13 protein-coding genes are annotated in these 21,940 nt (G+C 72.1%); 10 read left to right on the top strand and 3 right to left on the bottom strand.

Going from position 1 to position 21,940, the window contains the following annotated elements; all coding sequences use genetic code 11:
• Positions 1-74: 74 nt before the first annotated feature.
• On the bottom strand, positions 75-1,337 hold the full coding sequence (locus AB0P17_RS03505) for a nucleotide sugar dehydrogenase (protein WP_365807168.1): 1,263 nt from the start codon (positions 1,335-1,337) through the stop codon (positions 75-77).
• Between the two features lie 284 nt (positions 1,338-1,621).
• Here AB0P17_RS03505 and AB0P17_RS03510 point away from each other — a divergent pair, with 284 nt between their 5' ends.
• From AB0P17_RS03510 to AB0P17_RS03535, 6 genes are all read left to right on the top strand, one after another.
• Positions 1,622-3,337, top strand: coding sequence for a glycerol-3-phosphate dehydrogenase/oxidase (locus AB0P17_RS03510; protein WP_365807169.1), 1,716 nt, complete (start codon positions 1,622-1,624; stop codon positions 3,335-3,337).
• A 413-nt stretch (positions 3,338-3,750) separates the two neighbouring features.
• Positions 3,751-5,730, top strand: coding sequence for a serine/threonine-protein kinase (locus AB0P17_RS03515; protein ID WP_365807171.1), 1,980 nt, complete (start codon positions 3,751-3,753; stop codon positions 5,728-5,730).
• A gap of 227 nt (positions 5,731-5,957) precedes the next feature.
• Positions 5,958-9,218 carry a protein kinase gene (locus tag AB0P17_RS03520; protein WP_365807173.1) on the top strand — a complete coding sequence of 1,087 codons (3,261 nt, stop codon included), beginning with the start codon at positions 5,958-5,960 and terminating at the stop codon, positions 9,216-9,218.
• Between the two features lie 85 nt (positions 9,219-9,303).
• The gene (locus AB0P17_RS03525; protein ID WP_365807175.1) at positions 9,304-11,211 is read left to right on the top strand and encodes a serine/threonine-protein kinase; all 1,908 of its coding nucleotides are present in this window, start codon (positions 9,304-9,306) and stop codon (positions 11,209-11,211) included.
• A gap of 167 nt (positions 11,212-11,378) precedes the next feature.
• The gene (locus AB0P17_RS03530) at positions 11,379-13,052 is read left to right on the top strand and encodes a succinic semialdehyde dehydrogenase (protein ID WP_365807177.1); all 1,674 of its coding nucleotides are present in this window, start codon (positions 11,379-11,381) and stop codon (positions 13,050-13,052) included.
• A 12-nt stretch (positions 13,053-13,064) separates the two neighbouring features.
• The gene (locus tag AB0P17_RS03535; RefSeq protein ID WP_365807179.1) at positions 13,065-14,963 is read left to right on the top strand and encodes a GMC family oxidoreductase; all 1,899 of its coding nucleotides are present in this window, start codon (positions 13,065-13,067) and stop codon (positions 14,961-14,963) included.
• 97 nt (positions 14,964-15,060) lie between these two features.
• Here AB0P17_RS03535 and AB0P17_RS03540 read toward each other — a convergent pair whose 3' ends face one another.
• Together AB0P17_RS03540 and AB0P17_RS03545 are read right to left on the bottom strand one after the other, a co-directional pair.
• Positions 15,061-16,173, bottom strand: coding sequence for an LPXTG cell wall anchor domain-containing protein (locus tag AB0P17_RS03540; RefSeq protein ID WP_365807181.1), 1,113 nt, complete (start codon positions 16,171-16,173; stop codon positions 15,061-15,063).
• Between the two features lie 425 nt (positions 16,174-16,598).
• A complete protein-coding gene (locus AB0P17_RS03545) occupies positions 16,599-16,949 on the bottom strand; it encodes a chorismate mutase (RefSeq protein WP_365807183.1) in 351 nt (116 codons plus the stop codon).
• A gap of 434 nt (positions 16,950-17,383) precedes the next feature.
• On the opposite strand from AB0P17_RS03545, the gene guaA reads away from it, so the two are divergent.
• The 4 genes from guaA (at position 17,384) to AB0P17_RS03565 (ending at position 21,834) form a co-directional block, all read left to right on the top strand.
• A complete protein-coding gene (gene guaA, locus AB0P17_RS03550) occupies positions 17,384-18,967 on the top strand; it encodes a glutamine-hydrolyzing GMP synthase (RefSeq protein ID WP_365807185.1) in 1,584 nt (527 codons plus the stop codon).
• 114 nt (positions 18,968-19,081) lie between these two features.
• Positions 19,082-19,693 carry a Uma2 family endonuclease gene (locus AB0P17_RS03555; RefSeq protein ID WP_365807187.1) on the top strand — a complete coding sequence of 204 codons (612 nt, stop codon included), beginning with the start codon at positions 19,082-19,084 and terminating at the stop codon, positions 19,691-19,693.
• Between the two features lie 165 nt (positions 19,694-19,858).
• Entirely contained in the window at positions 19,859-21,124 is a 1,266-nt protein-coding gene (locus AB0P17_RS03560) for a hypothetical protein (RefSeq protein WP_365807189.1), read from the top strand.
• A 209-nt stretch (positions 21,125-21,333) separates the two neighbouring features.
• Complete coding sequence (locus AB0P17_RS03565; protein WP_365807334.1) at positions 21,334-21,834, top strand: DoxX family protein; 501 nt, start codon at positions 21,334-21,336, stop codon at positions 21,832-21,834.
• Positions 21,835-21,940 lie beyond the last annotated feature (106 nt).

Here is a 21,940-nt window from a genome sequence, read left to right on the forward strand (position 1 = left end):
CGCGGAGGCCGGGTACGCGGGGGACGGGGCGGGGGCGGTGCGGTGATGCCGCCCCCGGGGCCGGGCCGGCGGCCTCAGAGGCGGTAGGCCGCCCCGGCCGGGCTCGCGCCGCGCGTGTCCAGCAGGAGCTGCGCCTTGACCGCCAGGCCCTGGAGGTCGTACGTGCGGTGGTGCTGGAGAAGCACCGTCAGATCGGCGTTGGCGGCGGCCTCGTAGAGGGAGTCCGCGCGGGGCACGGGCTGTTCGCGTACGCGCCAGTCGAGGACGTACGGATCGTGGTAACTGACCGCCGCGCCCAGGTCCGTCAGCCGGCAGGCGATCTCCGTCGCCGGTGAGCTCTGCTGGTCGGCGAGGTCCGGCTTGTAGGTGACGCCCAGCAGCAGCACCCTGGCCCCGCGCGCCGACTTGCCGTGCTCGTTGAGAAGGGCGGCGCAGCGCTGGATGACGTACTGCGGCATCCGGTCGTTGATCTCCTGGGCGAGGCCGACCATCCGCAGCGGATGGCCGGGCGTACGGCCCGCGCGCGGCAGATAGCCGGGATCCATCGGTACGCCGTGCCCGCCGACGCCCGGGCCCGGCCGGAACGCCTGGAACCCGAAGGGCTTGGTCTCCGCGCAGCGGATGACGTCCCAGAGGTCCACGCCGAGGTCGTGGCAGAGCACGGCCATCTCGTTGACGAGGGCGATGTTGACGTGCCGGAAGTTGGTTTCGAGGAGCTTGACCGTCTCGGCCTCGCGCGGGCCGCGCGCCCGTACGACCTTGTCGGTCAGCCGGCCGTAGAAGGTGGCGGCGGACTCGGTGCAGGCGGGGGTGAGGCCGCCGATCACCTTGGGGGTGTTGGCGAAGCCGTGGGTACGGTTGCCGGGGTCGAGCCGGCCCGGCGAGTACGCGAGGTGGAAGTCGCGGCCGGCGCGCAGCCCCGAGCCCTCTTCGAGGAGGGTGCGGAGGAAGCCCTCCGTGGTGCCGGGCGCGACGGGTGACTCCAGCAGCACCGTGGTGTGCGGGCGCAGCCGGGCGGCGAGGGCGCGGGCCGCTGTGCCGACGGCGGTGAGATCGGGGGTGCGGTCGGCGCCGAGGGGGGTGGGCGCGCAGATCACGGCGGTACGGACCCGGCCCAGCTCGGCCGGGCTGGTGGTGGGCCGGAAGCCGCCGGCGAGCATCCGGCGGACGTCGGAGGCGGTGAGCGGGCCGTCGACGGGGGTGTGGCCGGCGGCGAGTTGCGCGACGGGGCGCGGGTCGGTGTCGAAGCCGACGGTCTGGATCCCGGCGGCTACGGCGGCCTGGGCGAGGGGCAGTCCGAGATGACCGAGTCCGATGACGGCGAGATCTGCGGGCATGGCGGTGGCCGTCCTTCCCTTAGCCGGAGTGGACAGTGAGCGCAAGCCCTGTGGACAGAACGAGCGAGCGCACTGTCAGACTAGGCGTAAATATGACCGTTATGCGGCATTGCGTGGCCGGGGAGTCGCGCCGTTCGTGCGGTGTCCGCTCGCTAGTCGTACGGCGCCGGCATCCCGTGGGCGGGGTCCGGCCGGGGTTATCCACAGCCAGTGGCTGAAGTCGGTGAGTGCGGACAGAATCGAGATGTGAGCCCGACCACGTGGGGGACGACGGGAGGCAAGCGGTGAGGACAGCGACACTGGGACCCGCGGAGCGCGTCCAAGCGCTCGCGGCGATGGCCGAGCGCGAGTTGGACGTACTGGTCGTGGGCGCGGGTGTGGTCGGAGCGGGGACCGCGCTCGACGCCGCGACCCGCGGTCTGGCGACGGGACTCGTGGAGGCGCGGGACTGGGCCTCCGGCACGTCGAGCAGATCGAGCAAGCTGATCCACGGCGGTCTGCGCTATCTGGAGATGCTCGACTTCGCGCTCGTGCGGGAAGCCCTCAAGGAACGGGGGCTGCTGCTGGAGAAGCTGGCGCCCCACCTCGTCAAACCGGTGCCGTTCCTGTATCCGCTGAAGCACAAGGGCTGGGAGCGGTTCTACGCGGGCTCGGGCGTCGCGCTGTACGACGCGATGTCCGTCTCGTCCGGGCACGGCCGGGGCCTGCCGGTCCACCGCCACCTCTCCCGGCGGGGCGCCCTGCGGGTGGCCCCCTGCCTGAAGAAGGACACCCTGATCGGCGCCCTGCAGTACTACGACGCCCAGATGGACGACGCGCGCTTCGTGGCCACCCTGGTCCGTACGGCGGCCACGTACGGCGCGCACGTCGCCAGCCGGGCGCGCGTCACCGGCTTTCTGCGGGAGGGCGAGCGGGTGGTCGGTGCCAGGGTGCGGGCCGTCGACGGGGCCGTGGCCGGCGGGGAGTACGAGATCCGGGCGAAGCAGGTCGTCAACGCGACCGGGGTGTGGACGGACGACACCCAGGCACTGATCGCCGAGCGCGGGCAGTTCCATGTCCGCGCGTCCAAGGGCATCCATCTCGTCGTCCCCAAGGACCGGATCCATTCGACCACGGGGCTGATCCTGCGGACGGAGAAGTCGGTGCTCTTCGTCATCCCCTGGGGCCGTCACTGGATCGTGGGCACCACGGACACCGACTGGGACCTGGACAAGGCCCATCCCGCGGCCTCCAGCGCCGATATCGACTACCTGCTCGAACATGTCAACGCGGTGCTGCACACGCCGCTGACGAGGGATGACGTCCAGGGGGTGTACGCGGGGCTGCGTCCGCTGCTCGCCGGGGAGTCCGACGCGACGAGCAAACTGTCGCGGGAGCACACGGTCGCGCATCCGGTGCCCGGCATGGTCGTCGTCGCGGGCGGCAAGTACACGACCTACCGGGTGATGGCCAAGGACGCGGTGGACGAGGCGGTGCACGGCCTCGACCAGCGGGTGGCGGAGTGCGTCACGGAAGACGTGCCGCTGCTCGGCGCCGAGGGGTATCACGCGCTGTGGAACGGGCGGGCGAGGATGGCGGCACGGACCGGTATCCACGTGGCGCGGGTGGAGCACCTCCTCAACCGCTACGGGACCCTGGTCGAGGAGGTGCTGGAGCTGATCGCCGCGGATCCGGGACTCGGCGAACCGCTGGGCGGCGCGGACGACTACCTGCGCGCGGAGGTGGTGTACGCGGCGTCGCACGAAGGGGCCCGCCACCTCGACGACGTACTGACGCGGCGGACACGGATCTCGATCGAGACCTTCGACCGGGGGACGCGCAGCGCCCGGGAGTGCGCGGAGCTGATGGCGCCGGTGCTGGGGTGGGACAAGGGCCAGATCGAACGGGAGGTGGAGCACTACGAGAAGCGGGTGGAGGCGGAGCGGGAGTCGCAGCGGCAGCCGGACGACCAGACGGCGGACGCGGCGCGGCTGGGCGCGCCGGACATCGTGCCCACCTGATTTCGGGGTGTTTCAGCCGTTGCAGAAGTGACGGGAGCAACGGGAGTTGAGTCATCGGCGGCTCTCCGCCGTACTGACCACAAGCGCGTGTGGGCAGCGCGCGCCGAGGGTGGTCGGGTGTGTCACCTCGCCCTCGATTGAGACGGGAGGGGGGACATGGGAGATACTCCCGTAACTCCCCTCGGGCTCCACACGTCACATCATGCTCAGTCGTTACCGGGTATCTGTGCCGTTTTCCGAACGGGTGCTTGACCGGCGGGGTGCTGGGCCGGGCCCGGGGTAGTGGCAGGGTGGGGGCCCGGGAGCAGTCGTCGTCCCGGAGTGAGGGACAATGAAGGCTCTGCCAGGGCGCGTTACGGCACCGCGTGGTGAGGGCAGTCGCGGGCCAGGATCAGGGATCGCAGAGGGGACGCATGTCGGAGTCGGAGCAGTCGCGGGACACGGCGGAGGAACCTCGGCAGGACGCGGGGAAGAGCGCCGACGGCAGCCCGGAAGGGCGCCTGCTCGCGGGCAGGTACCGGCTCGGCGGGGTGCTCGGGCGCGGTGGCATGGGCACGGTGTGGCGGGCGCTCGACGAGACGCTCGGCCGCACGGTCGCGGTGAAGGAGCTCCGCTTCCCCTCCAGCATCGACGAGGACGAGAAGCGCCGGCTCATCACCCGCACGCTGCGTGAGGCCAAGGCAATCGCCCGGATCCGCAACAGCGGCGCGGTGACGGTCTTCGATGTCGTGGACGAGGACGACCGGCCGTGGATCGTCATGGAGCTGGTCGAGGGCAAGTCGCTCGCCGAAGCCGTGCGCGAGGACGGACTCCTGACGCCGAGACGGGCCGCCGAGGTCGGGCTCGCCATCCTCGACGTGCTGCGCTCGGCGCACCGCGAGGGCATCCTGCACCGTGATGTGAAGCCGTCCAACGTACTGATCGCCGAGGACGGCCGCGTCGTCCTCACCGACTTCGGGATCGCGCAGGTCGAGGGCGACCCGTCGGTCACCTCGACCGGCATGCTCGTCGGCGCCCCGTCCTACATCTCCCCGGAGCGTGCCCGCGGCCACAAGCCGGGTCCCGCCGCCGACCTCTGGTCGCTCGGGGGGCTGCTGTACGCGTCGGTGGAGGGCTGCCCGCCGTACGACAAGGGCTCGGCGATCGCCACGCTGACCGCCGTGATGACCGAGCCGCTCGACCCGCCGAAGAACGCGGGCGCGCTCACCGAGGTCATCTACGGGCTGCTCGCCAAGGATCCTGAGCAGCGGCTCGACGACGCGGGCGCGCGGGCCTTGCTGGAGGACATCGTCCAGGCGCCGGAGGCGGAGCCCGAGCCGCCGCTCGACGCCACCCGGGCCGTCCCGATGCCGGTGCTGCCCGAGGAGCCGGCCGAGCGCCCGGGCCGTAAGCCCGCCGGGGAGTCGGCGGGCGACCGGGTGCGCGGCGCGCTCCGCACGGCCCGGAAGGCTCCGGTGCCGGCCTCGGCCGCGGCGGCCTCCGTCGGCTCGGCGGCGACCGCCTCGACGTCGGCGGGGCCGGCGCCGGAGCCCGCGGGCGCCCCCTACCGGCCGGCCACGCAGCGCGCCTCCATCACCGACGTGGTGCCCCGGCGCACGCTGGTGATCATCGCGGTCGTCGCCGCGGTCGCGCTGATCTCCACGGTCCTGATGGTCGCCCTGACCGGCGGTGACGAACAGGACGCGGGCGCGGGCAAGGCGGGTGACCGTAACAGCGAGGCGCCGGCCGTCCCCAAGGCCGCCGGTGCGAGCGGCAGTCCGGACGAGGGCAAGAGCCCGGCGGAGAACGGCAAGGACACCGCCGCCACGGGTGGTTCGCACTCCGACGACGACTCCGGCTCCGGCTCCGACGAGGGCTCGTCGGACGACTCCGGCGACGACGGCAAGCGCGGCGGCGACAAAGAGGACGACGCCGACGGCTCGGAGGCGGGGCTGCCCGACGGGTACACCACGGTGAGCGACGGCCGGTTCCGCTTCACGATGGCGATGCCCGAGGACTTCAAGCGGACCGCCATAGCCGGCGCGAACTCCGGTGGCATTTACAACGAGTCCAACGGCGCCTTCCCGCGCGTCCAGGTCGACTTCAACGCCAGGCCCACGGACGACGCCGCGGCCGCGTGGCGGGGGGCCGAGCCGGCGGTCGCGGGCAGTAGCAGCAACTACAAGCTCCTCGGTATCAAGGAAGTCGAGTTCAACGGCTACCCGACCGTCGCCGACTGGGAGTTCGAGCGTCAGCAGGGCGGCGAGCGGATACGGGTGCTCAACCGGGGCTTCAAGATGGACGGCACGCACGGTTACTCGATCATGGTGAGCTGCAAGGCGAGCGAGTGGGACGACACCGAGTGCAGGACCCTCCGCGAAACAGCGCACGCGACGTTCGCGTCCAAGGACTGAGCGGGAAGAACGGACGGGTGAGTTCCGGCGGCGGACGGGAAGGATGCGGAATACCGGATGCGAACGTTCCGCAGCGGGTTGCCGAGACCCTGCGGCATGTTCCCCCGCCGCCACGTATCGTGAGAACTCGCGAACCGTACGCATCCACAATGAGCCGGTAAACGACCGGAATTGGCGGTTACGCGGGTCTCCGTGACCAGGAGACGGCCTGTTTGTGGGGAGGCGTCGTGGACGAATACGCGGGTCGAGTGCTCGCAGACCGCTATCGCCTGCCGTTGCCGCCCTCCGACGAGTACGAACTCGTCGAGACGCGCGCGTTCGACACGTACAGCGGACAGGAAGTCCTCGTCAGGCAGGTGCCGCTGCCGGAGGTCGTGGAGGCCGAGGTCGTGGAGACCGACGGCGGAGCGTCGCGGCGCGTCCACGGGCGTTCCTCGGCACGAAGGCATACGGATCCGGCGGTACGGCGGGCCATCGAGGCCGCGCAGAGCGCCGCCCAGATCCCCGATCACCCGCGCCTGGACCAGGTCTTCGACGTCTTCGCGGAGTCCGGTTCGCTGTGGATAGTGAGTGAACTGGTCGCCGCCAGGCCGCTGGCCGCGCTGCTCGCCGAGAAGCCGCTCAATCCCTACCGGGCGGCCGAGATCGCCTCCGACGTGCTCACGGCCGTACGCGTGGTGCACGCGCACGGCTGGACGCACCGGAACATCACCGTCCGCACCGTGCTCGTCTGTGACGACGGGCGGGTCGTGCTGACCGGGCTCGCGGCGGGCGCGGCCGAGGAGGCCCTGTGCGGCTACGCGCCGGTGCCGGAACCGCCGGATCCCGACCCGGAGCCCGCCCTCGAACCGGATCCTGACGCCTACTCGGGTCAGGGACAGGGCCTGGGGCAGGGGCGGGATTCCGATCCGGTCGACGGGACGGGACGGCTGGGGGCCCAGGGACACGTCGGCCCGGACGGGCAGCTCGGCTCCGAGGGGCGGCTCGGACTGCCCGAAGGGTTCGCGCCGTCCGGCGCGGTGCCCGGCGCCACCCACCAGGGACCGGCGTACGACCCGGGGCCGACGGCGGGCCTGCCCGGCTCCTCCGGCCGCGCCGAGCTGGAGAAGGCGCGCCCCGAGTCCCCGTACCGGGAGGGCGCCTCGTCCGGTACGTCCGGTGCCTTCCCCCGGCCGCAGGGCGCGACCCCGGGGGTGCCCGCCCCGTTCGGCGGTCAGCCCGCGCTGCCGAGCGGTAACGCCTCGGGGGACATCCGCGCCGCGCGCGCCGGAGCCATCGCCGCGTACCGCGCGGGCGCCCGCGCCGCCGCGCGGGCCGGCGAGGACCAGAGCACCGGCAGGACCGCGGTGCCCCCGCTCCCCGAGCCCGGCACCGGGACCGGCACCGTGAGCACCGGGACCGGCACCGGCTCCGTGAGCACCGGGACCGGCGCGGGTTCCGGTGAGGGCGGAACGGCGGACAGCGGCACGCGGAACGGGCCCCAGGAGGCGCCGCGCGTCGCCGGCCCCGAGCCGGACTGGTGGGCCCAGCCGCGCGGCTTCTCGGCCGCCGATCCGGACGGTGACGCCGACGCGGACGAGGAGGACGACGACCCGCCCACCCCCTACCGCCCCCAGCTCGCCGGGACATGGCGCGACGGCCCGGCGCCCTGGAACGACGCCTCGGGCTCCGTACCCGCCGGCGGCGGTCTCCCGGGCGGCGGCCCAGGGCCGTACGGCACGGGCGGCGCCTCCGGGCTGCCCGCGCGCGGCGACGCGGACCACCGGCCCGGTACCGACCTGGTCATGGCCCGGGGCGGCGACACCCCGTACTCCGGCACCGGTCCGGGTTCCGGCGCGGGCTCCCCGGCAGGCTCCGGGGCCGACGCCGGGGCGGGCCATGTCGGGGCAGCCCGGACGAGCCTCGGCACCGGCCGGTGGGACGAGGTCATGTCCCACAGCGCCTCGCCCGCCTACCGCGGCCCGGCGACACCCCTCGCGGCCGAGCGCGCCCGGCAGGCCCGGATCGCCGTCGTCGGCGCCGTCACGGAGCGCTGGTCGCCCGAGCAGGCCGGTCCCGTACACGAGAACTGGCAGCTCGCGCCGCCCATCGGACCCGCCACCGACCTGTGGGCGCTCGGCGCGCTGCTCTACCGCGCGGTACAGGGCCATGCCCCGTATCCGGAGGAGAGCGCCATCGAGCTGGTGCAGCTCGTCTGCGCCGAGCCGCCCGCGTTCGCCGAGGAGTGCGGCCCGCTGCGGCCCGTCGTCGAGTCGCTGCTGCGTCAGGACCCCACCGAGCGGCCGGACTTCGAGGAGCTGCGCGGCTGGCTGCGCTCGCTCGTGCGGTCCGCACCCGAGCCGGAGGCCGGTCTGGATGTCGTCCCGCTGCTGTCCGAGGACGCCACGCGGCTGCCGATAAAGCGGCGCAGGGGCGAACTGGTCCGCCGACGGCGGCGCCGGGACCTGGGGCGGCACCGCCAGAAGAAGGGCAACGAGCGCAAGGAGAAGGCGGGGAGGGCGGAGAAGGCCGGGAAGTCCGAGACGGCGGGCAGGCCCCCCAGGGGCGGCGCCGAGGAGCTGAGGCGGTACGAGGCGCCGCTCGGGCCCGGGACCGAGGAACTCTTCCACCGGCAGGACCGGCAGGACCGGCAGGACCGGCAAGGCAGGCAGGACCAGAACGACCGCTTCGACGACCGCTTTCCAGGCGGCGGTCTGGACAGCATGCTGGACGCCGGGTCCGACGACCGGCCAGGCGGCCGGTCGGGCGGCCGACGTGACCGTGACGACAAGAGGCGCGGCCCGCGCTCCCTGGGCCGCAATCTGCTGATGCTGATACTGCTCCTCGTCGTCGGCGCCGTCGTGTACGCCGTGATGTTCATGCCGAAGGCAGACACGACCTCACAGCAGGGGCAGAGCGTCAGCGAGGCGTCCCCGGGCGCCTCCTCCGCGCCGCGGCCCCCGGACCCCACCCCGACCGGCGAGGCATCCGCCGACACCCCGACGGGCAGCCCGAACACCTCCGCGCCCCAGACCTCGGGGCCCGCGGCCAATGTCGCCGAGGGTTACGAACTGCGGGACGACACCGAGGGTTTCCGCACGGCGGTCGACAAGGACTGGCAGCGGCGTTCCATCAACGACAGCGGCCAAGTCCGCTACGTCGGAGGCGACTTCACCCTGATCGTGGTCCCCGGCCGGGACAGCGTGGCGGACAACGGCGACGACCCGCTCGCCTATCAGCGCGACAAGGAACGGGAACTCCAGCCGTTCCGCGACTCCTCCTGGTCCAGCGCCACCGGACTGCGCCGGATCGACGTGGGCAGCCAGGCCATGGCGGAGGGTCAGTACACCTGGCAGGACAGCAGCGGACGCCAGGTCTACGTACGGAACCTGGCCATGATCGTCGACGGCCGCTATCACATAGTGCAGGTGATCGGCCCCGACGACCAGCGCGACAAGGTCTCCGAGATATACCAACAGGCCACCAACACCTACCGCGTGACGGGCTGAGAGGACCCGCGCTTCCCGTCACCCTGTTCCCTCCGTACCCTGTGGTCCCAAGGAACGGGGCTGGGACGTGGAGCATTCGCAGAGTATGGGCGCGGACACAGGCACGGGCGCGGCTACGGGTACGGACACGGCCCGGGCGGGTGTCGAGAACGGGCCGGTGCTCGCCGGGCGTTACCGGCTGGGCGAGGCCATCGGCAGTGGCGGCATGGGCAAGGTGTGGCGCGCACACGACGAGGTGCTGCACCGCACGGTCGCCATCAAGGAACTGACCGCGGGGCTCTACGCCTCCGAGGCGGACCGGGCCGTACTCCATCGCCGCACCCAGAAGGAGGCCCGCGCCGCCGCCCGGATCACCCACCCGGCTGTCGTCACCGTCCACGACGTCCTCCACCACGACGACCGGCCGTGGATCGTCATGGAGTACGTCGACGGCCCGTCCCTCGCCGACGCCGCGAAGGAGTCCGGCCCGTTCGACCCCCGTGAGGCGGCCAGGATCGGCCTCGCGGTCCTCGGCGGGCTGCGCGCCGCGCACTCCGCCGGTGTGCTGCACCGCGATGTGAAGCCGGGCAACGTCCTGCTCGCGCGGGACGGCCGCGTCCTGCTCACCGACTTCGGCATAGCGGCGATCGAGGGCGACGCGACGATCACCAGGACCGGCGAAGTGGTCGGCTCCATCGACTATCTGGCGCCCGAGCGGGTACGGGGCAAGGACCCCGGCCCCGCCTCCGACCTCTGGTCGCTGGGCGTCACGCTCTACACGGCCGTGCAGGGGATCTCGCCGTTCCGCCGCAGTTCGCCGCTGACCACGATGCAGGCGGTCGTCAGCGACGAGCCGGCCCACCCCGACCGGGCCGGCGCCCTCGCCCCGGTCATCGTGGCGCTGCTCCGCAAGGACCCGGTGGGGCGGCCGGACACCGCCGAGTGCGAGCGCATGCTCCGCGAGGTGGCCGCGGGGCGGAGCCCGGACGGGACCGGCGCGCCGGGGGCACCCGACGCCCGGGGCGAGGCGCCGACGTACACCGCGACGCGCGTCGTGCCGACAGGCAACGCCGAGTCCGTCGAGCCCGCCGGGCCCGCCGAGTCCGCCGCGTACCCGGAGAGCCCCGGCCGGCCCGTCGACTCCGTTCGCGCGCACGGCAGTTCCGCCACCGCGCATGTGCCCCGGGCCGAGCCGATGCCCGCCGCCGCGCCCCCGCCCGTACCGGCGCCGGCGATGGCGCTGGCCGCGGTGGCGCCGGCCCCGGGCCGCCAAGGGCGCGGGCGCCGCTGGCGCACGGTGGCCGTGGCGGTCGTCGCGGCGGCGGTCCTCGGCGGTGGCGCCGGCTTCGTCGCACTCAAGCTCTCGGACGGCGGCTCCGGCACGGCGGACGACGCGACCGGGCCCAACGTCTCGGCCGGGCAGTCGGACGGCGGCGGCGGCGGCGACGACGCCGACGACGCCGACGACAGCTCCACCGGCGGCTCCGTCGCCAAGGGCTGGAAGCGCGTCACGGCGCCGGAGGGCTTCAGCATCAACCTGCCGAAGGGCTGGACGCGGCTGACGGACAGTACCCAGATCGACTACAGCCCGGACGGCGGAGTGACCCTGCTGCGGATCAGCATAGGGGCGCCGGACTTCGAGACCCCGATGCTGCACGCGCAGAGCATGGAGCAGAGCCTGCGGGAGCGGCTGGAGTACACCCTGATCGAGCTTCAGCCCAACCGGTACCGGGATCAGGCGCAGGCCGCGCTCTGGGAGTTCACCTGGATGGAGAAGGGCGACCGTGCGGGCAAGTGGCACGCCATCGACCAGATCTACTACTCGGACGACAGCTCCACGGAGTACGCGATCTACATGTCAGGCCCTGAGAAGGGCTGGGCCAAGACCCGCAAGCAGTTCGACGCCATCCTGCGCAGCTGGACGGAGCCGCCCGGAGGATCCGGCGATTCGAGTGCGGCCGGCGATTCGAGTGCGACCGGCGGGACCGGTGCATCCGGAGCGTCCGCCGGCTGAGGCGGCACGCGGAAGCGCACGAAAGCAGACGGAAGCACGCGGCATTGCGCGGCAATACGCGTCATACGCAGCAATACGCGGCACCCGCGTCCGGGCCGGATCCCATCTGCCGATTGGCTGTTACTGCCGGGTATTCAAAGCCTCGTCCACGGAATACGCTCGGTGCCATGACGGACTCGCAGGCCCCCGCTCCCACCTCCGCCCCCGCCGATTCCGGCACCGGCACCGCGCCCGACACCACGGCCGGGGCCGCGACCGGCACCAACCCGGTGGCGCCCGTCCCGGCCGGCGTCCGTACGGCGGCCGATGTGGTGACCCCCGAGGTGGTCGCCCAGCTCACGCGCGGTGTCATCGGCTCCGGCCGCACGGCCGGCCACACCCCGTCCACCGGGGAGAAGCTCGCGGACCTGCCCGAGTCCACCCCCGAGGACGTGGCAGCCGCCTACGAGCGGGCCCGCGCCGCCCAGCCCGTCTGGGCCGCGCTCCCGGTGCGGCGGCGGGCGGCGGTGCTGCTCCGCTTCCACGATCTCCTCCTCCAGCGCCAGGCCGAGGTGCTCGACCTGATCCAGCTGGAGACCGGCAAGGCGAGGCTGCACGCCCACGAGGAGGTCCAGGCGGTCGCCGTGGCCGCCCGGCACTACGGGCGCAGGGCCGCGTCGTACCTGCGCACGAAGCGCCACACCGGCGCCGTGCCGCTGCTGACCCGGGTCAGCGAGGCGCGCCTGCCGCGCGGGGTCGTCGGCCAGATCGCGCCGTGGAACTATCCGCTGGAACTGACCGTGGGGGACGCGCTGCCCGCGTTCGTCGCGGGGAACGCCGTCGTCATGAAACCCGACACGGAAACCGCGCTCACCGCGCTGTGGGCCCGTGACCTGCTGATCGAGGCCGGGCTGCCCGCCGAGGTCTTCCAGGTCGTCCTCGGGGAGGGGCCCGTCATCGGCCCCGAGGTGGTCCGGCACGCGGACTACGTCTCGTTCACCGGGTCCACCAGGACGGGCCGCGAGGTGGCCAGGGGCGCGGCGGACCGGCTGGTCGGCGTCTCCCTCGAACTGGGCGGCAAGAACGCCATGCTGGTGCTGGCCGACGCGGATGTGGAAAAGGCCGCGGCGGGCGCGGTGCGCGCCTGCTTCTCGTCGGCGGGCCAGCTCTGCATCTCCATCGAGCGGCTGTACGTGCACGAGTCGGTCGCCGACGCGTTCGTGGAGCGGTTCGCCGCCCGGACGAAGGCGATGCGGCTCGGCAGCTCGCTCGCGTACGGCGCCGACATGGGCTCCCTCGTGGGGGAGCGGCAATTGACGGCTGTCGTGCGCCATGTCGAGGAGGCCGTCGCGAAGGGTGCCACCGTCGTCGCGGGCGGTGTCGCGCGCCCCGACATCGGGCCCTACTTCCACGAACCGACCATCCTCGAAGGCGTCGAGGCGCCCATGGCGGTCTGCGCCGAGGAGACCTTCGGCCCGGTCGTCTCGCTCTACCGGTTCGGCGACGAGGACGAGGCGATCGACCTCGCCAACAGCACGCCGTACGGCCTCAACGCGAGCGTCTGGACCCGGGACGCGCGCCGTGGCCGCGCGGTGGCGGCCCGGCTGCGCACGGGCACCGTCAACATCAACGAGGGGTACGCGTCGGCGTACGGCAGTGTCCAGTCACCGATGGGCGGAATGAAGGAGTCCGGTCTCGGCCGGCGCCACGGCGCCGAGGGCATCCTCAAGTACACCGAGGCCCAGACGGTGGCGGAGCAGCGGATCATTCCGATGGGGCCGTCCTTCGGGATGGACGACGAGAGGTACGCGGCCTTCATGAGCCGGAACCTGCGGGTGATGAAGGCGCTGCGGCTGCGCTGACGAGGAGAGCCGGTGGAACAGAAGAAGGCCGCATACGACCCCGACCCCGACCGTGGGCACGATCCCGCGTACGACTACGACGTGATCGTCGTCGGCTCCGGTTTCGGCGGCTCGGTCTCCGCGCTGCGGCTGACCGAGAAGGGGTACCGGGTCGGAATCCTGGAGGCGGGCCGGCGCTTCACCCGTGAGACGCTCCCGAAGAACTCCTGGGACATCAGGAACTATCTCTGGGCCCCGGCCCTCGGTCTGTACGGCATCCAGCGCGTCCATCTGCTCGGCAACGTGATGGTGCTGGCGGGCGCCGGGGTCGGCGGCGGTTCGCTCAACTACGCCAACACGCTGTACGTGCCGCCCGCCGCCTTCTTCGAGGACCCGCAGTGGGCCGCCATCACCGACTGGGAGCAGGAGCTGAGGCCGTACTACGACCAGGCACGGCGCATGCTCGGCGTACGGCTCAATCCGACGACGACCCCCTCGGACGTCCACCTCAGGGCGGCGGCCGAGGCGATGGGCGTGGGCGACAGCTTCCGTCCGGCCCCGGTCGGCGTCTTCTTCGGGGACGGCGCGGACGCGGCCGGGACGCCCACGGCCCGCCCCGGGGCGACGGTGGACGACCCGTACTTCGGCGGTACGGGGCCGGCGCGCCGCGCCTGCACCGAGTGCGGGGAGTGCATGACGGGCTGCCGGCACGGCGCGAAGAACACCCTGACCGAGAACTACCTGTACCTGGCGGAGCGGGCCGGAGCGGTCATCCACCCCATGACCTCGGTGACCGCCCTCACGGAGGACGAGGAGGGCGGCCTCCGCGTCACCACCGTGCCGACGGACCAACGGCGCGTGGGTCGTAGAACAAGCCGTTCAACGAGCCGTTCACAAGGTGGAACGGGCGGCCCCGGAAAAGTGTTCCGGGCCCGTCATGTCGTGGTCGCGGCCGGTACGTACGGCACCCAGACCCTGCTGCACACGATGCGCGACCGGGGCCTGCTGCCGCGCCTCTCGTCCCGGCTCGGGGCCCTGACCCGCACCAACTCCGAGGCGCTGGTGGGCGCGCAGACCCTGGACCGGCGCTACCGCGCACGCCACGGCGCGCCGAAGGCGGACTTCACCCGGGGCGTCGCCATCACGTCCTCCATCCACCCCAACGCGACCACGCACATCGAGCCGGTGCGGTACGGCAAGGGGTCCAACGCCATGGGCGCGCTCTCCATCCTCCAGGTGCCGTACGGCGACCACCGTGTCCGGAACTGGCTCGGGAACGCCGTGCGCCATCCGGTGCTGCTGCTCCGGTCGCTCTCGTACCGCAGATGGTCGGAACGGACGATCATCGGACTGGTCATGCAGACGCTGGACAACTCCCTCACCACGTACCGCAAACCGGGCGGCGTGGGCAAGGGCCTGCTCACCGCCCGCCAGGGCCACGGCGCCCCCAACCCGACGCAGATCCCCGAGGCCACGCGCGCCGCGACCCTCGTGGCCGAGGAGATCAACGGTTTCCCCGGCAGCAACGTGGGCGAGCTGATGGGCACCCCGCTGACCGCGCACTTCCTGGGCGGATGCGCCATCGGGGCATCGGCGGAGGAGGGCGTGATCGACCCGTACCACCGGTTGTACGGGCACCCGGGGATCTCCGTGGTCGACGGCTCGGCGGTCTCGGCGAACCTGGGCGTCAACCCGTCGCTGACGATCACCGCCCAGGCGGAACGCGCGATGTCCTTCTGGCCGAACAAGGGGGACCGTGATCCACGCCCGGAGCAGGCCGCGGGGGCGCCGTACGCGCGACCCACGCCCGTGGCGCCGCGGTCACCGGTGGTCCCGGCGGGGGCGTTCGGCGAGCTGAGGCTGCCGTTCCTGGGGATACCGACGGTCCCGCCCCGAAAGCCCCGAAAGCCCCGAAAGCCCCGAAAGAACTGACGCGGACGCAGAACTGACGCGGACGCAGAGAGGCGCTGCACCCCCCTCCGAGTGCAGCGCCTCTCCAGCTTCAGCGGTTCCGTTCCGCCCGCGGGTGTTACGCGGCGGCGTCGCCGTTGCGACGGCGCTTCATCGCGAACATCACTCCGGCACCGGCGACGATGGCGATCCCGCCCACCATGCCGATGACGGGAACCGTCGAGGAGGAACCGGTCTCCGCGAGGTGGCCCTGCGGCTTGATCTCGGTGTTGCCGACCGGCTTCGCCGGGATCGGCTTCTTGCCACCGGTCTGCGGCCGCGGCTGCGGCTTGGCCTCGCCGGGGTTGCCCGCGTCCGAACCGGCGGCGACGATCTCGAACTCGTACGACGCGAAGTCGCCCGCCATGACGCAGTTGCCCTTGTCATCGGCGTAGACGCCGATGCCGATGGCGTAACCGAGGCCGGCCGGGGCCGACTTGTCCACGCTCAGGCGCAGGTCGATCGAGAACGACTCCTTCGCCCGGACGTCGGTGTAACCGAGGTAGCCGGCACCCTCGTCGTTGTCGTCCAGGGAGATGTTGATCCACTGGCCCGACTCCGGGTCCTTGTACTGGAGCGTCAGGTGCTGAGAGGTGATCTCCCAGGTCTTCTCGTCGATCTGGCCCGCGAAGACACCGAGGTCGACACGCTTGTAGACGTTCTTGCCCTGGTTCGACACGTTGAACTTGAACCCGTGGAAGCCGCTGCCCGCGACGACCCGCTCCGGCAGGCCGGTCAGGCTGGTCTTGAAGTCGTCGTCGACGAGGTCGCCGTCCTCGGAGCACTCGACGGGTGTGCCGGGGGCCTCGCCGGCCGAGGTTTCGGACGGCTCGGCCGCCGGCGTGCTCTGTGAGGCGCTGGGCGAGGGCTTCCCGGCCTCGGGAGTGCCCTCCTCGGGAGCGCCCTCCTCGGGCTTGGTCGGCGGAGTGCCCGCGGTCTCCTCGCCGGTCTCCGGCGGTGCCGGGGCCTCGTCGGTGGGCGGTGTTTCCACGACGGGCGGCGTCTCGCCGGTCTCACCGGCGCCGGCCTCGGGCGTCTCGGAGCCGGGGGTCTCGGACCCGGGGCTCTCGGCGGAGGTCTGCGGGGCGGTGGTGTCGCCTTCGGTCGCGAACGCGGCCGGCGCCGCGAAGAACGCGGCGGGGGCGATGACGGCGGTCGCGGCTGCGACCGCCATGGCGCGGCGGAGCTTCATGAAAGACCTCAGCGAAATTCGGCGCACCGGCAGGATGCGGTGCGGAGTCGTTGGGCCCTCCCAGATGATGTGGGGTCACGGGTGAGGCCGTTGTTTTCGCATGCAAGACCTGTGACCCATGGGAATGGTTGCAGCGGTCTTCACAGAATCTTTAGGTGGCCTGCCTCACACTGTGTGGCCGCGAGGCCGGTCCCGGGCGTCCCCGGAACCGGCCGTTCCTCCGGTGACCGGGCGGCTGTCCCCTGCCCGCCGGTCACGGGCGCCGGGACGAGGTCCCACGACGTACCCGTCGCACGTCCCGGCGGAGCCACGCGGTCCTTCTCCCGACTGCGATGAAGTGCGGTGCGTGCCCGTACGGCCCAACGAACGGGCCCTGCGAGCGGTCACGGTGCCGTACGGGTGAGAAGAGCGGGACAGCGGCGGTGTCAGACGCGGCCCCTGCTCAGCTCCAGCAGCGTCATCGCCAGCGCGGTGCCCGGTTTGCCGAGGGCGTCCCGGTAGCGGGCGAGGATCTCCATCTCCCGGGAGAGATTGACGCGCCGCCCCCCGGAGGTGATCCGGGCGTCCTGGATCACGGCGGAGATCGCCATCCGTTCCTGGACGAGGCCGATGATGCGGTCGTCCAGCGCGTCGATCCGCTCCCGCGCGCCGCCGATGAGCGAGGCGGCCTCGGTGGTGCGGGCGCCGGTGTTCTCGTGGCGCGTGGCCGTGCGTGCGGCGTCGGCGCTGGTGGCGTCGGTGGTGGCGGCGGCGGCGGTGGTGGTGTCGGATGCCATGACGGGTTCCTTGTCGGTTCGGGGGCCCTGAGCCGTACGGCCCCGAACGCGACAGACGCCCCGGGCCTTGTCGGCCCGGGGCGCCTGGGAAGTCGCTTGTCAGCTCAAGCAGCACGACCATGGCAGCCGGACGGGCCGGTGCCATAGGTAAAGACGAAGGTGAGCTGCTTGTGCATGGCCACAGTATGGACCCGGTGTCCGGGCGGACCGCAAAGCGGGGCCGGATGGTGAGACGGGCCAGGCTCCACCCGTCTCCACCCGTCTCCATCCGTCCGTCGGTCTCCGTCCGTCTCCATCCGTCCGTCGGTCTCCGTCCGTCTCCGTTCAGGGACCGCCCCTCACCCGGCACCGCCCCCGTTAGACTCGGGAGAACAGCACCGTGCTGCTCGTCAGCGCCGTGTGAACGTCCCACCTCCGCCGGAAGGCCGCCCCCAGTGCCAGCAGCACCCCCCGCCGCCCCCGACGTCGTACTCGTCGTCGACTTCGGCGCGCAGTACGCCCAGCTCATTGCCCGCCGCGTCCGCGAGGCCCGGGTCTACAGCGAGATCGTCCCGTCCACGATGCCGGTGGCCGAGATGCTGGCCAGGAAGCCCAAGGCGATCATCCTCTCCGGCGGCCCGTCCTCCGTGTACGCGGAGAACGCCCCGAGCGTCGACCGCGCGCTCTTCGAGGCCGGTGTCCCCGTCTTCGGCATGTGCTACGGCTTCCAGCTCATGGCGACCACGCTCGGCGGGACCGTCGACAACACGGGGGCGCGTGAGTACGGCCGTACCTCCCTGCGCGTCTCGAAGACCGGCTCCACCCTCTTCGAGGGGACCCCGGCCGAGCAGTCCGTCTGGATGTCGCACGGCGACGCCTGCTCCGCCGCGCCCGAGGGGTTCACGGTCACCGCGTCCACGGACGTCGTGCCGGTCGCCGCGTTCGAGAACGACGAGAAGAAGCTGTACGGGGTGCAGCACCACCCGGAGGTCATGCACTCCACGTACGGCCAGCAGGTCCTGGAGCACTTCCTCTACCGCGGCGCGGGCATCGAGCCGACCTGGACCACCGCCAATGTGGTGGACGAGCAGGTCGCGCTCATCCGTGAGCAGGTCGGCACCAAGCGCGCCATCTGCGGACTCTCCGGCGGCGTGGACTCGGCGGTGGCCGCGGCGCTGGTGCAGCGGGCCATCGGATCCCAGCTCACCTGCGTATACGTCGACCACGGTCTGATGCGCAAGGGCGAGACCGAGCAGGTCGAGAAGGACTTCGTCGCCGCGACGGGCGTGCAGCTCCGGGTGGTCGACGCCGAGGAGCGCTTCCTCACCGCGCTGGCCGGGGTCTCCGACCCCGAGCAGAAGCGGAAGATCATCGGCCGGGAGTTCATCCGGGTCTTCGAGCAGGCCCAGGCGGAGATCGTCGCGGAGGCGGGCGCGGAGGGCGAGGACGTCGCGTTCCTCGTGCAGGGCACTCTCTACCCGGACGTGGTGGAGTCCGGCGGCGGCACCGGCACCGCCAACATCAAGTCGCACCACAACGTCGGCGGGCTTCCCGACGACATCGAGTTCCAGCTCATCGAGCCGCTGCGCAAGCTGTTCAAGGACGAGGTCCGGATGGTCGGCCAGCAGCTCGGGCTGCCGGACGAGATCGTCCAGCGCCAGCCGTTCCCGGGCCCCGGTCTGGGGATCCGTATCGTCGGCGAGGTCACGCGCGAGCGCCTCGACCTGCTGCGCGACGCGGACGCCATCGCCCGCGAGGAGCTGACGGCGGCGGGTCTGGACCGCGAGATCTGGCAGTGCCCGGTGGTCCTCCTCGCCGATGTGCGCTCCGTGGGCGTCCAGGGCGACGGCCGGACCTACGGCCACCCGATCGTGCTGCGGCCGGTCTCGTCGGAGGACGCGATGACCGCGGACTGGACGCGGATGCCGTACGACGTACTGGCGAAGATCTCCACCCGCATCACCAACGAGGTGGCCGACGTCAACCGCGTGGTCCTCGACGTGACGAGCAAGCCCCCGGGCACCATCGAGTGGGAGTAGCCTCCCCGGGCTGGTCAACGCCGACGCCGTCGCTCATTCGTTTGGGCGGCGGCGTTGCCGTATCGGCTGGGTACGCTGCTGGTAGGGGTCAGACTCCGTCGTATGGGAGTAATCATGAGCGCCGCACCTGAGCACGGGCTGGAATCGCGATACCAGTGGCCGATCCCGCCCGCCGGGGGCTGGACCGCGGACGACCTCGACCGGATTCCGGGCCTCCCGCCGCACACTGAGCTGATCGACGGGAGCCTCGTCCTCATGAGTCCGCAGACTCGATTTCATATGCGCACCATGCGTCTGCTGGAGCGTGCGCTGCTCGACCAGGCGCCTGATGAGCTTGACGTCGATCGTGAGATGACCATCAGGATCGATCACAAGAATCGCCCGGAGGCGGACATCCTGGTGTACCGCGTGGAGGGGGATACCGGTCCGCGGCAGACCTGGCACAGGCCGGAAGACATTGTTCTCGCCGTTGAGGTCGTCTCCGACGACTCCGTGGAGCGCGACCGTGAGGTCAAGCCGCGCAAGTACGCCGCCGCCGGGGTGCGTTACTTCTGGAGGGTCGAGGAAGAGCGCGGTCTCCCCGTGGTCTACAGCTACGAACTCGACCCGGCACCCCATGTCTACGTCCCGACCGGCATCCACCGCGAACGGCTGGAGCTGAAGGAGCCGTTCGCCATCAGTATCGACCTCACCGCGATCAACCGGCGCCGTCCCGCGGAGGACTGAGCCCGGCGGGTTCGCGGGTCAACACCGTAACGATGTTGTCACCCGCACCGACCCGGCAAACTTCGTATACCCCTCCCTTCGTGCGGGACAATTTCCTTGCGATGCAAGGAAATTCATCCGGGCGGGACCCGGGCTGAGGCGCGGGACGGGAAGGCGGCAATCGGCGTGGCGGTGCAAGAGGTGCGGCAGGGCGTGCACAGCGGTGGCTGTGCGTGCGGGGACTGTCCGCACGGGGCTCGGGAAGGGCACCGGAGAGCCGTGGCCGCGTTCCTGGCGAAGCGCGATGAACTGGCCGCCGGGCAGGGGCTGCCCGCCGCTGTCGCGCACTCCGTGGGTGCCTCCCGGCAGTGGGTGTCCGACGAACTCACCCAGTCCGCCCGCGCGGTGGCGGACCGGAGCCGTGAGGCGGGGGACGCCTGGCTGCACACCGTCTGGCGGCACACCCTGTTCGCTGCGTGGGGCTGCGTCGTCCTGCTCCTGCTGGCGCAGGCGGTGACCGCGATCGGTACCGGCTGGACCCTCGCCCGGACGGCCGGGCTGGTCGCCGCTGTCGTCTGCGCCGGGCTGCTGACCGCCGCCGCGTGGCTGCACCGCGCCCGCGGCGGGCTGCTCGCGCCGCTGATCGGTGAGGACAACCGGCTCTCGACCTCACGGACCGTCGCCTCCGCCTGGGTGCTGCTCGTCGTCTACGCCGTCCTCGTCCTCGCCTTCGAGCTCGCCGGCGCCTCCGGGCACCGCAGCCGTGACGAACTGATCGCCGGTCTCGAACTGGCCCGGGGCGCGGGTCTGGTGAGCGTCCTCGCCGTGGTGTGCGCCATCGCCGTCGTCGTGCGCCGCGTGGTGTCCGTACGGGTGCTGGGCCAGCGGCTCCAGAAGGTGCGTGCCGACCGGCCCCGCCTCGCCGACCTGCTCTGCGACGACGGCGGACGCGGCAGCTTCACCGATGTGCAGTACACGCTGGTGAACGCCGTCGCCGTCGTCTTCGCCGGCGCCCGGTTCGCCCGGCGCCCCGAGCAACTGCCCGATCTGCCCTGGGCGCTGGCCCTGCTCGTCGGGGTCTCCGCCGCCACCTACTTCGCGGGGAAGTACGCCGAGGGCGGGCGCCCCGTCGTGCTCTCCGTCGTACGGGCCAGGGAGGCGGGCGATCTCGACGCCCCCATCCGGACCGGCGACGACATCGAGATCCGCGGCGCAGGATTCGTCCCACCCGGCGCCGGCACCCCGGACCGGCTGGCCCGGATGGTCGTCCGGATCGGCGCGGTCCACGTCCACGTGCCGCTGGTGCCCGTCCCCGGCGGCTTCGCCAACCCGGCGGACACCTCACTCACCGTGCCCGTACCGGTAGAGGTGGAGCCCGGAGCCGTCGAGGTGCAGGTCGTCACCGCGGCGGGGACCGAAACCAACCGCGTGATCATCGAAGTCATGGACTGAACGAATTCGGCCGATAGTTGCTCCTGTTCCGATGAAGAGTTTTCACGTCTTTTCCGAGTAGGCCCGTCCGGTGCTGCCCAACGGCTGGTTCACTGAGCGCCGGATGTGTTCACTGCGTATGCAGGGGCAGGGCACGCGGAGGCAGCCGCCTCCGTGGCAGCGGTGCGGGACAGGGAGAGGCGGACCCGGCGATGACACACGGCTACCGGATGGACGGTTACGGAGGGCTCGGCGGCGAGCGCCCCGGCCTGCGGGAGAGCGCCACGCGTCACGCACTCCTGCCGCTGAGGCTCTTCCTCGGCGTCACCTTCATCTACGCGGGCATCGACAAGCTCACCCAGAGCGGCTTCTTCTCGGCCACCGGCAGCGGCTCCGTCGGCGAGATGATGCGGGGAGTCCGCGACAGCTCCGCGATCCCCGCCCTCGTCGACCTGGCCCTCAAGAGCCCCGCCGGCTTCGGATACGCCATCGCCATCGGTGAACTCGCCGTCGGTCTCGGCGCCCTCTTCGGCCTCCTCACCCGGATCGCCGCACTCGGCGGCGCCCTGATCTCGCTCAGCCTCTGGCTCACCGTGAGCTGGCAGGCCACGCCGTACTACTACGGCAACGACCTCCCCTATCTCATGGCCTGGCTGCCGCTCGTGCTCGCCGGAGCGCCGACGTTCTCCTTGGACGCCGTCCTCGCCGACCGGCGCCGGCGTATGAGGTAGTGGCCCAAGGTCACCACGGCCGCCAGGAACAGCCCGAAGAAGACCAGGGGCAGCGCCGCGAACCACGGCGTGTGCCAGGCGTCCGCCGCGTCGCCCGCGTACGCGG

Origin of the sequence: Streptomyces sp. NPDC088124 (assembly GCF_040685895.1) — a bacterium.
In the GTDB taxonomy this organism is placed as follows: Bacteria; Actinomycetota; Actinomycetes; order Streptomycetales; family Streptomycetaceae; genus Streptomyces.

What these genes read in the sequence shown, in the direction of transcription:
- AB0P17_RS03515 (WP_365807171.1), top strand. Translation starts at nt 3,751, where the DNA reads ATGTCGGAGTCGGAGCAGTCGCGGGACACGGCGGAGGAACCTCGGCAG.
- AB0P17_RS03555 (WP_365807187.1), top strand. Translation starts at nt 19,082, where the DNA reads ATGAGCGCCGCACCTGAGCACGGGCTGGAATCGCGATACCAGTGGCCG.
- AB0P17_RS03505 (WP_365807168.1), bottom strand. Translation starts at nt 1,337, where the DNA reads ATGCCCGCAGATCTCGCCGTCATCGGACTCGGTCATCTCGGACTGCCC.
- AB0P17_RS03565 (WP_365807334.1), top strand. Translation starts at nt 21,334, where the DNA reads ATGGACGGTTACGGAGGGCTCGGCGGCGAGCGCCCCGGCCTGCGGGAG.
- AB0P17_RS03530 (WP_365807177.1), top strand. Translation starts at nt 11,379, where the DNA reads ATGACGGACTCGCAGGCCCCCGCTCCCACCTCCGCCCCCGCCGATTCC.
- AB0P17_RS03545 (WP_365807183.1), bottom strand. Translation starts at nt 16,949, where the DNA reads ATGGCATCCGACACCACCACCGCCGCCGCCGCCACCACCGACGCCACC.
- AB0P17_RS03525 (WP_365807175.1), top strand. Translation starts at nt 9,304, where the DNA reads ATGGGCGCGGACACAGGCACGGGCGCGGCTACGGGTACGGACACGGCC.
- AB0P17_RS03540 (WP_365807181.1), bottom strand. Translation starts at nt 16,173, where the DNA reads ATGAAGCTCCGCCGCGCCATGGCGGTCGCAGCCGCGACCGCCGTCATC.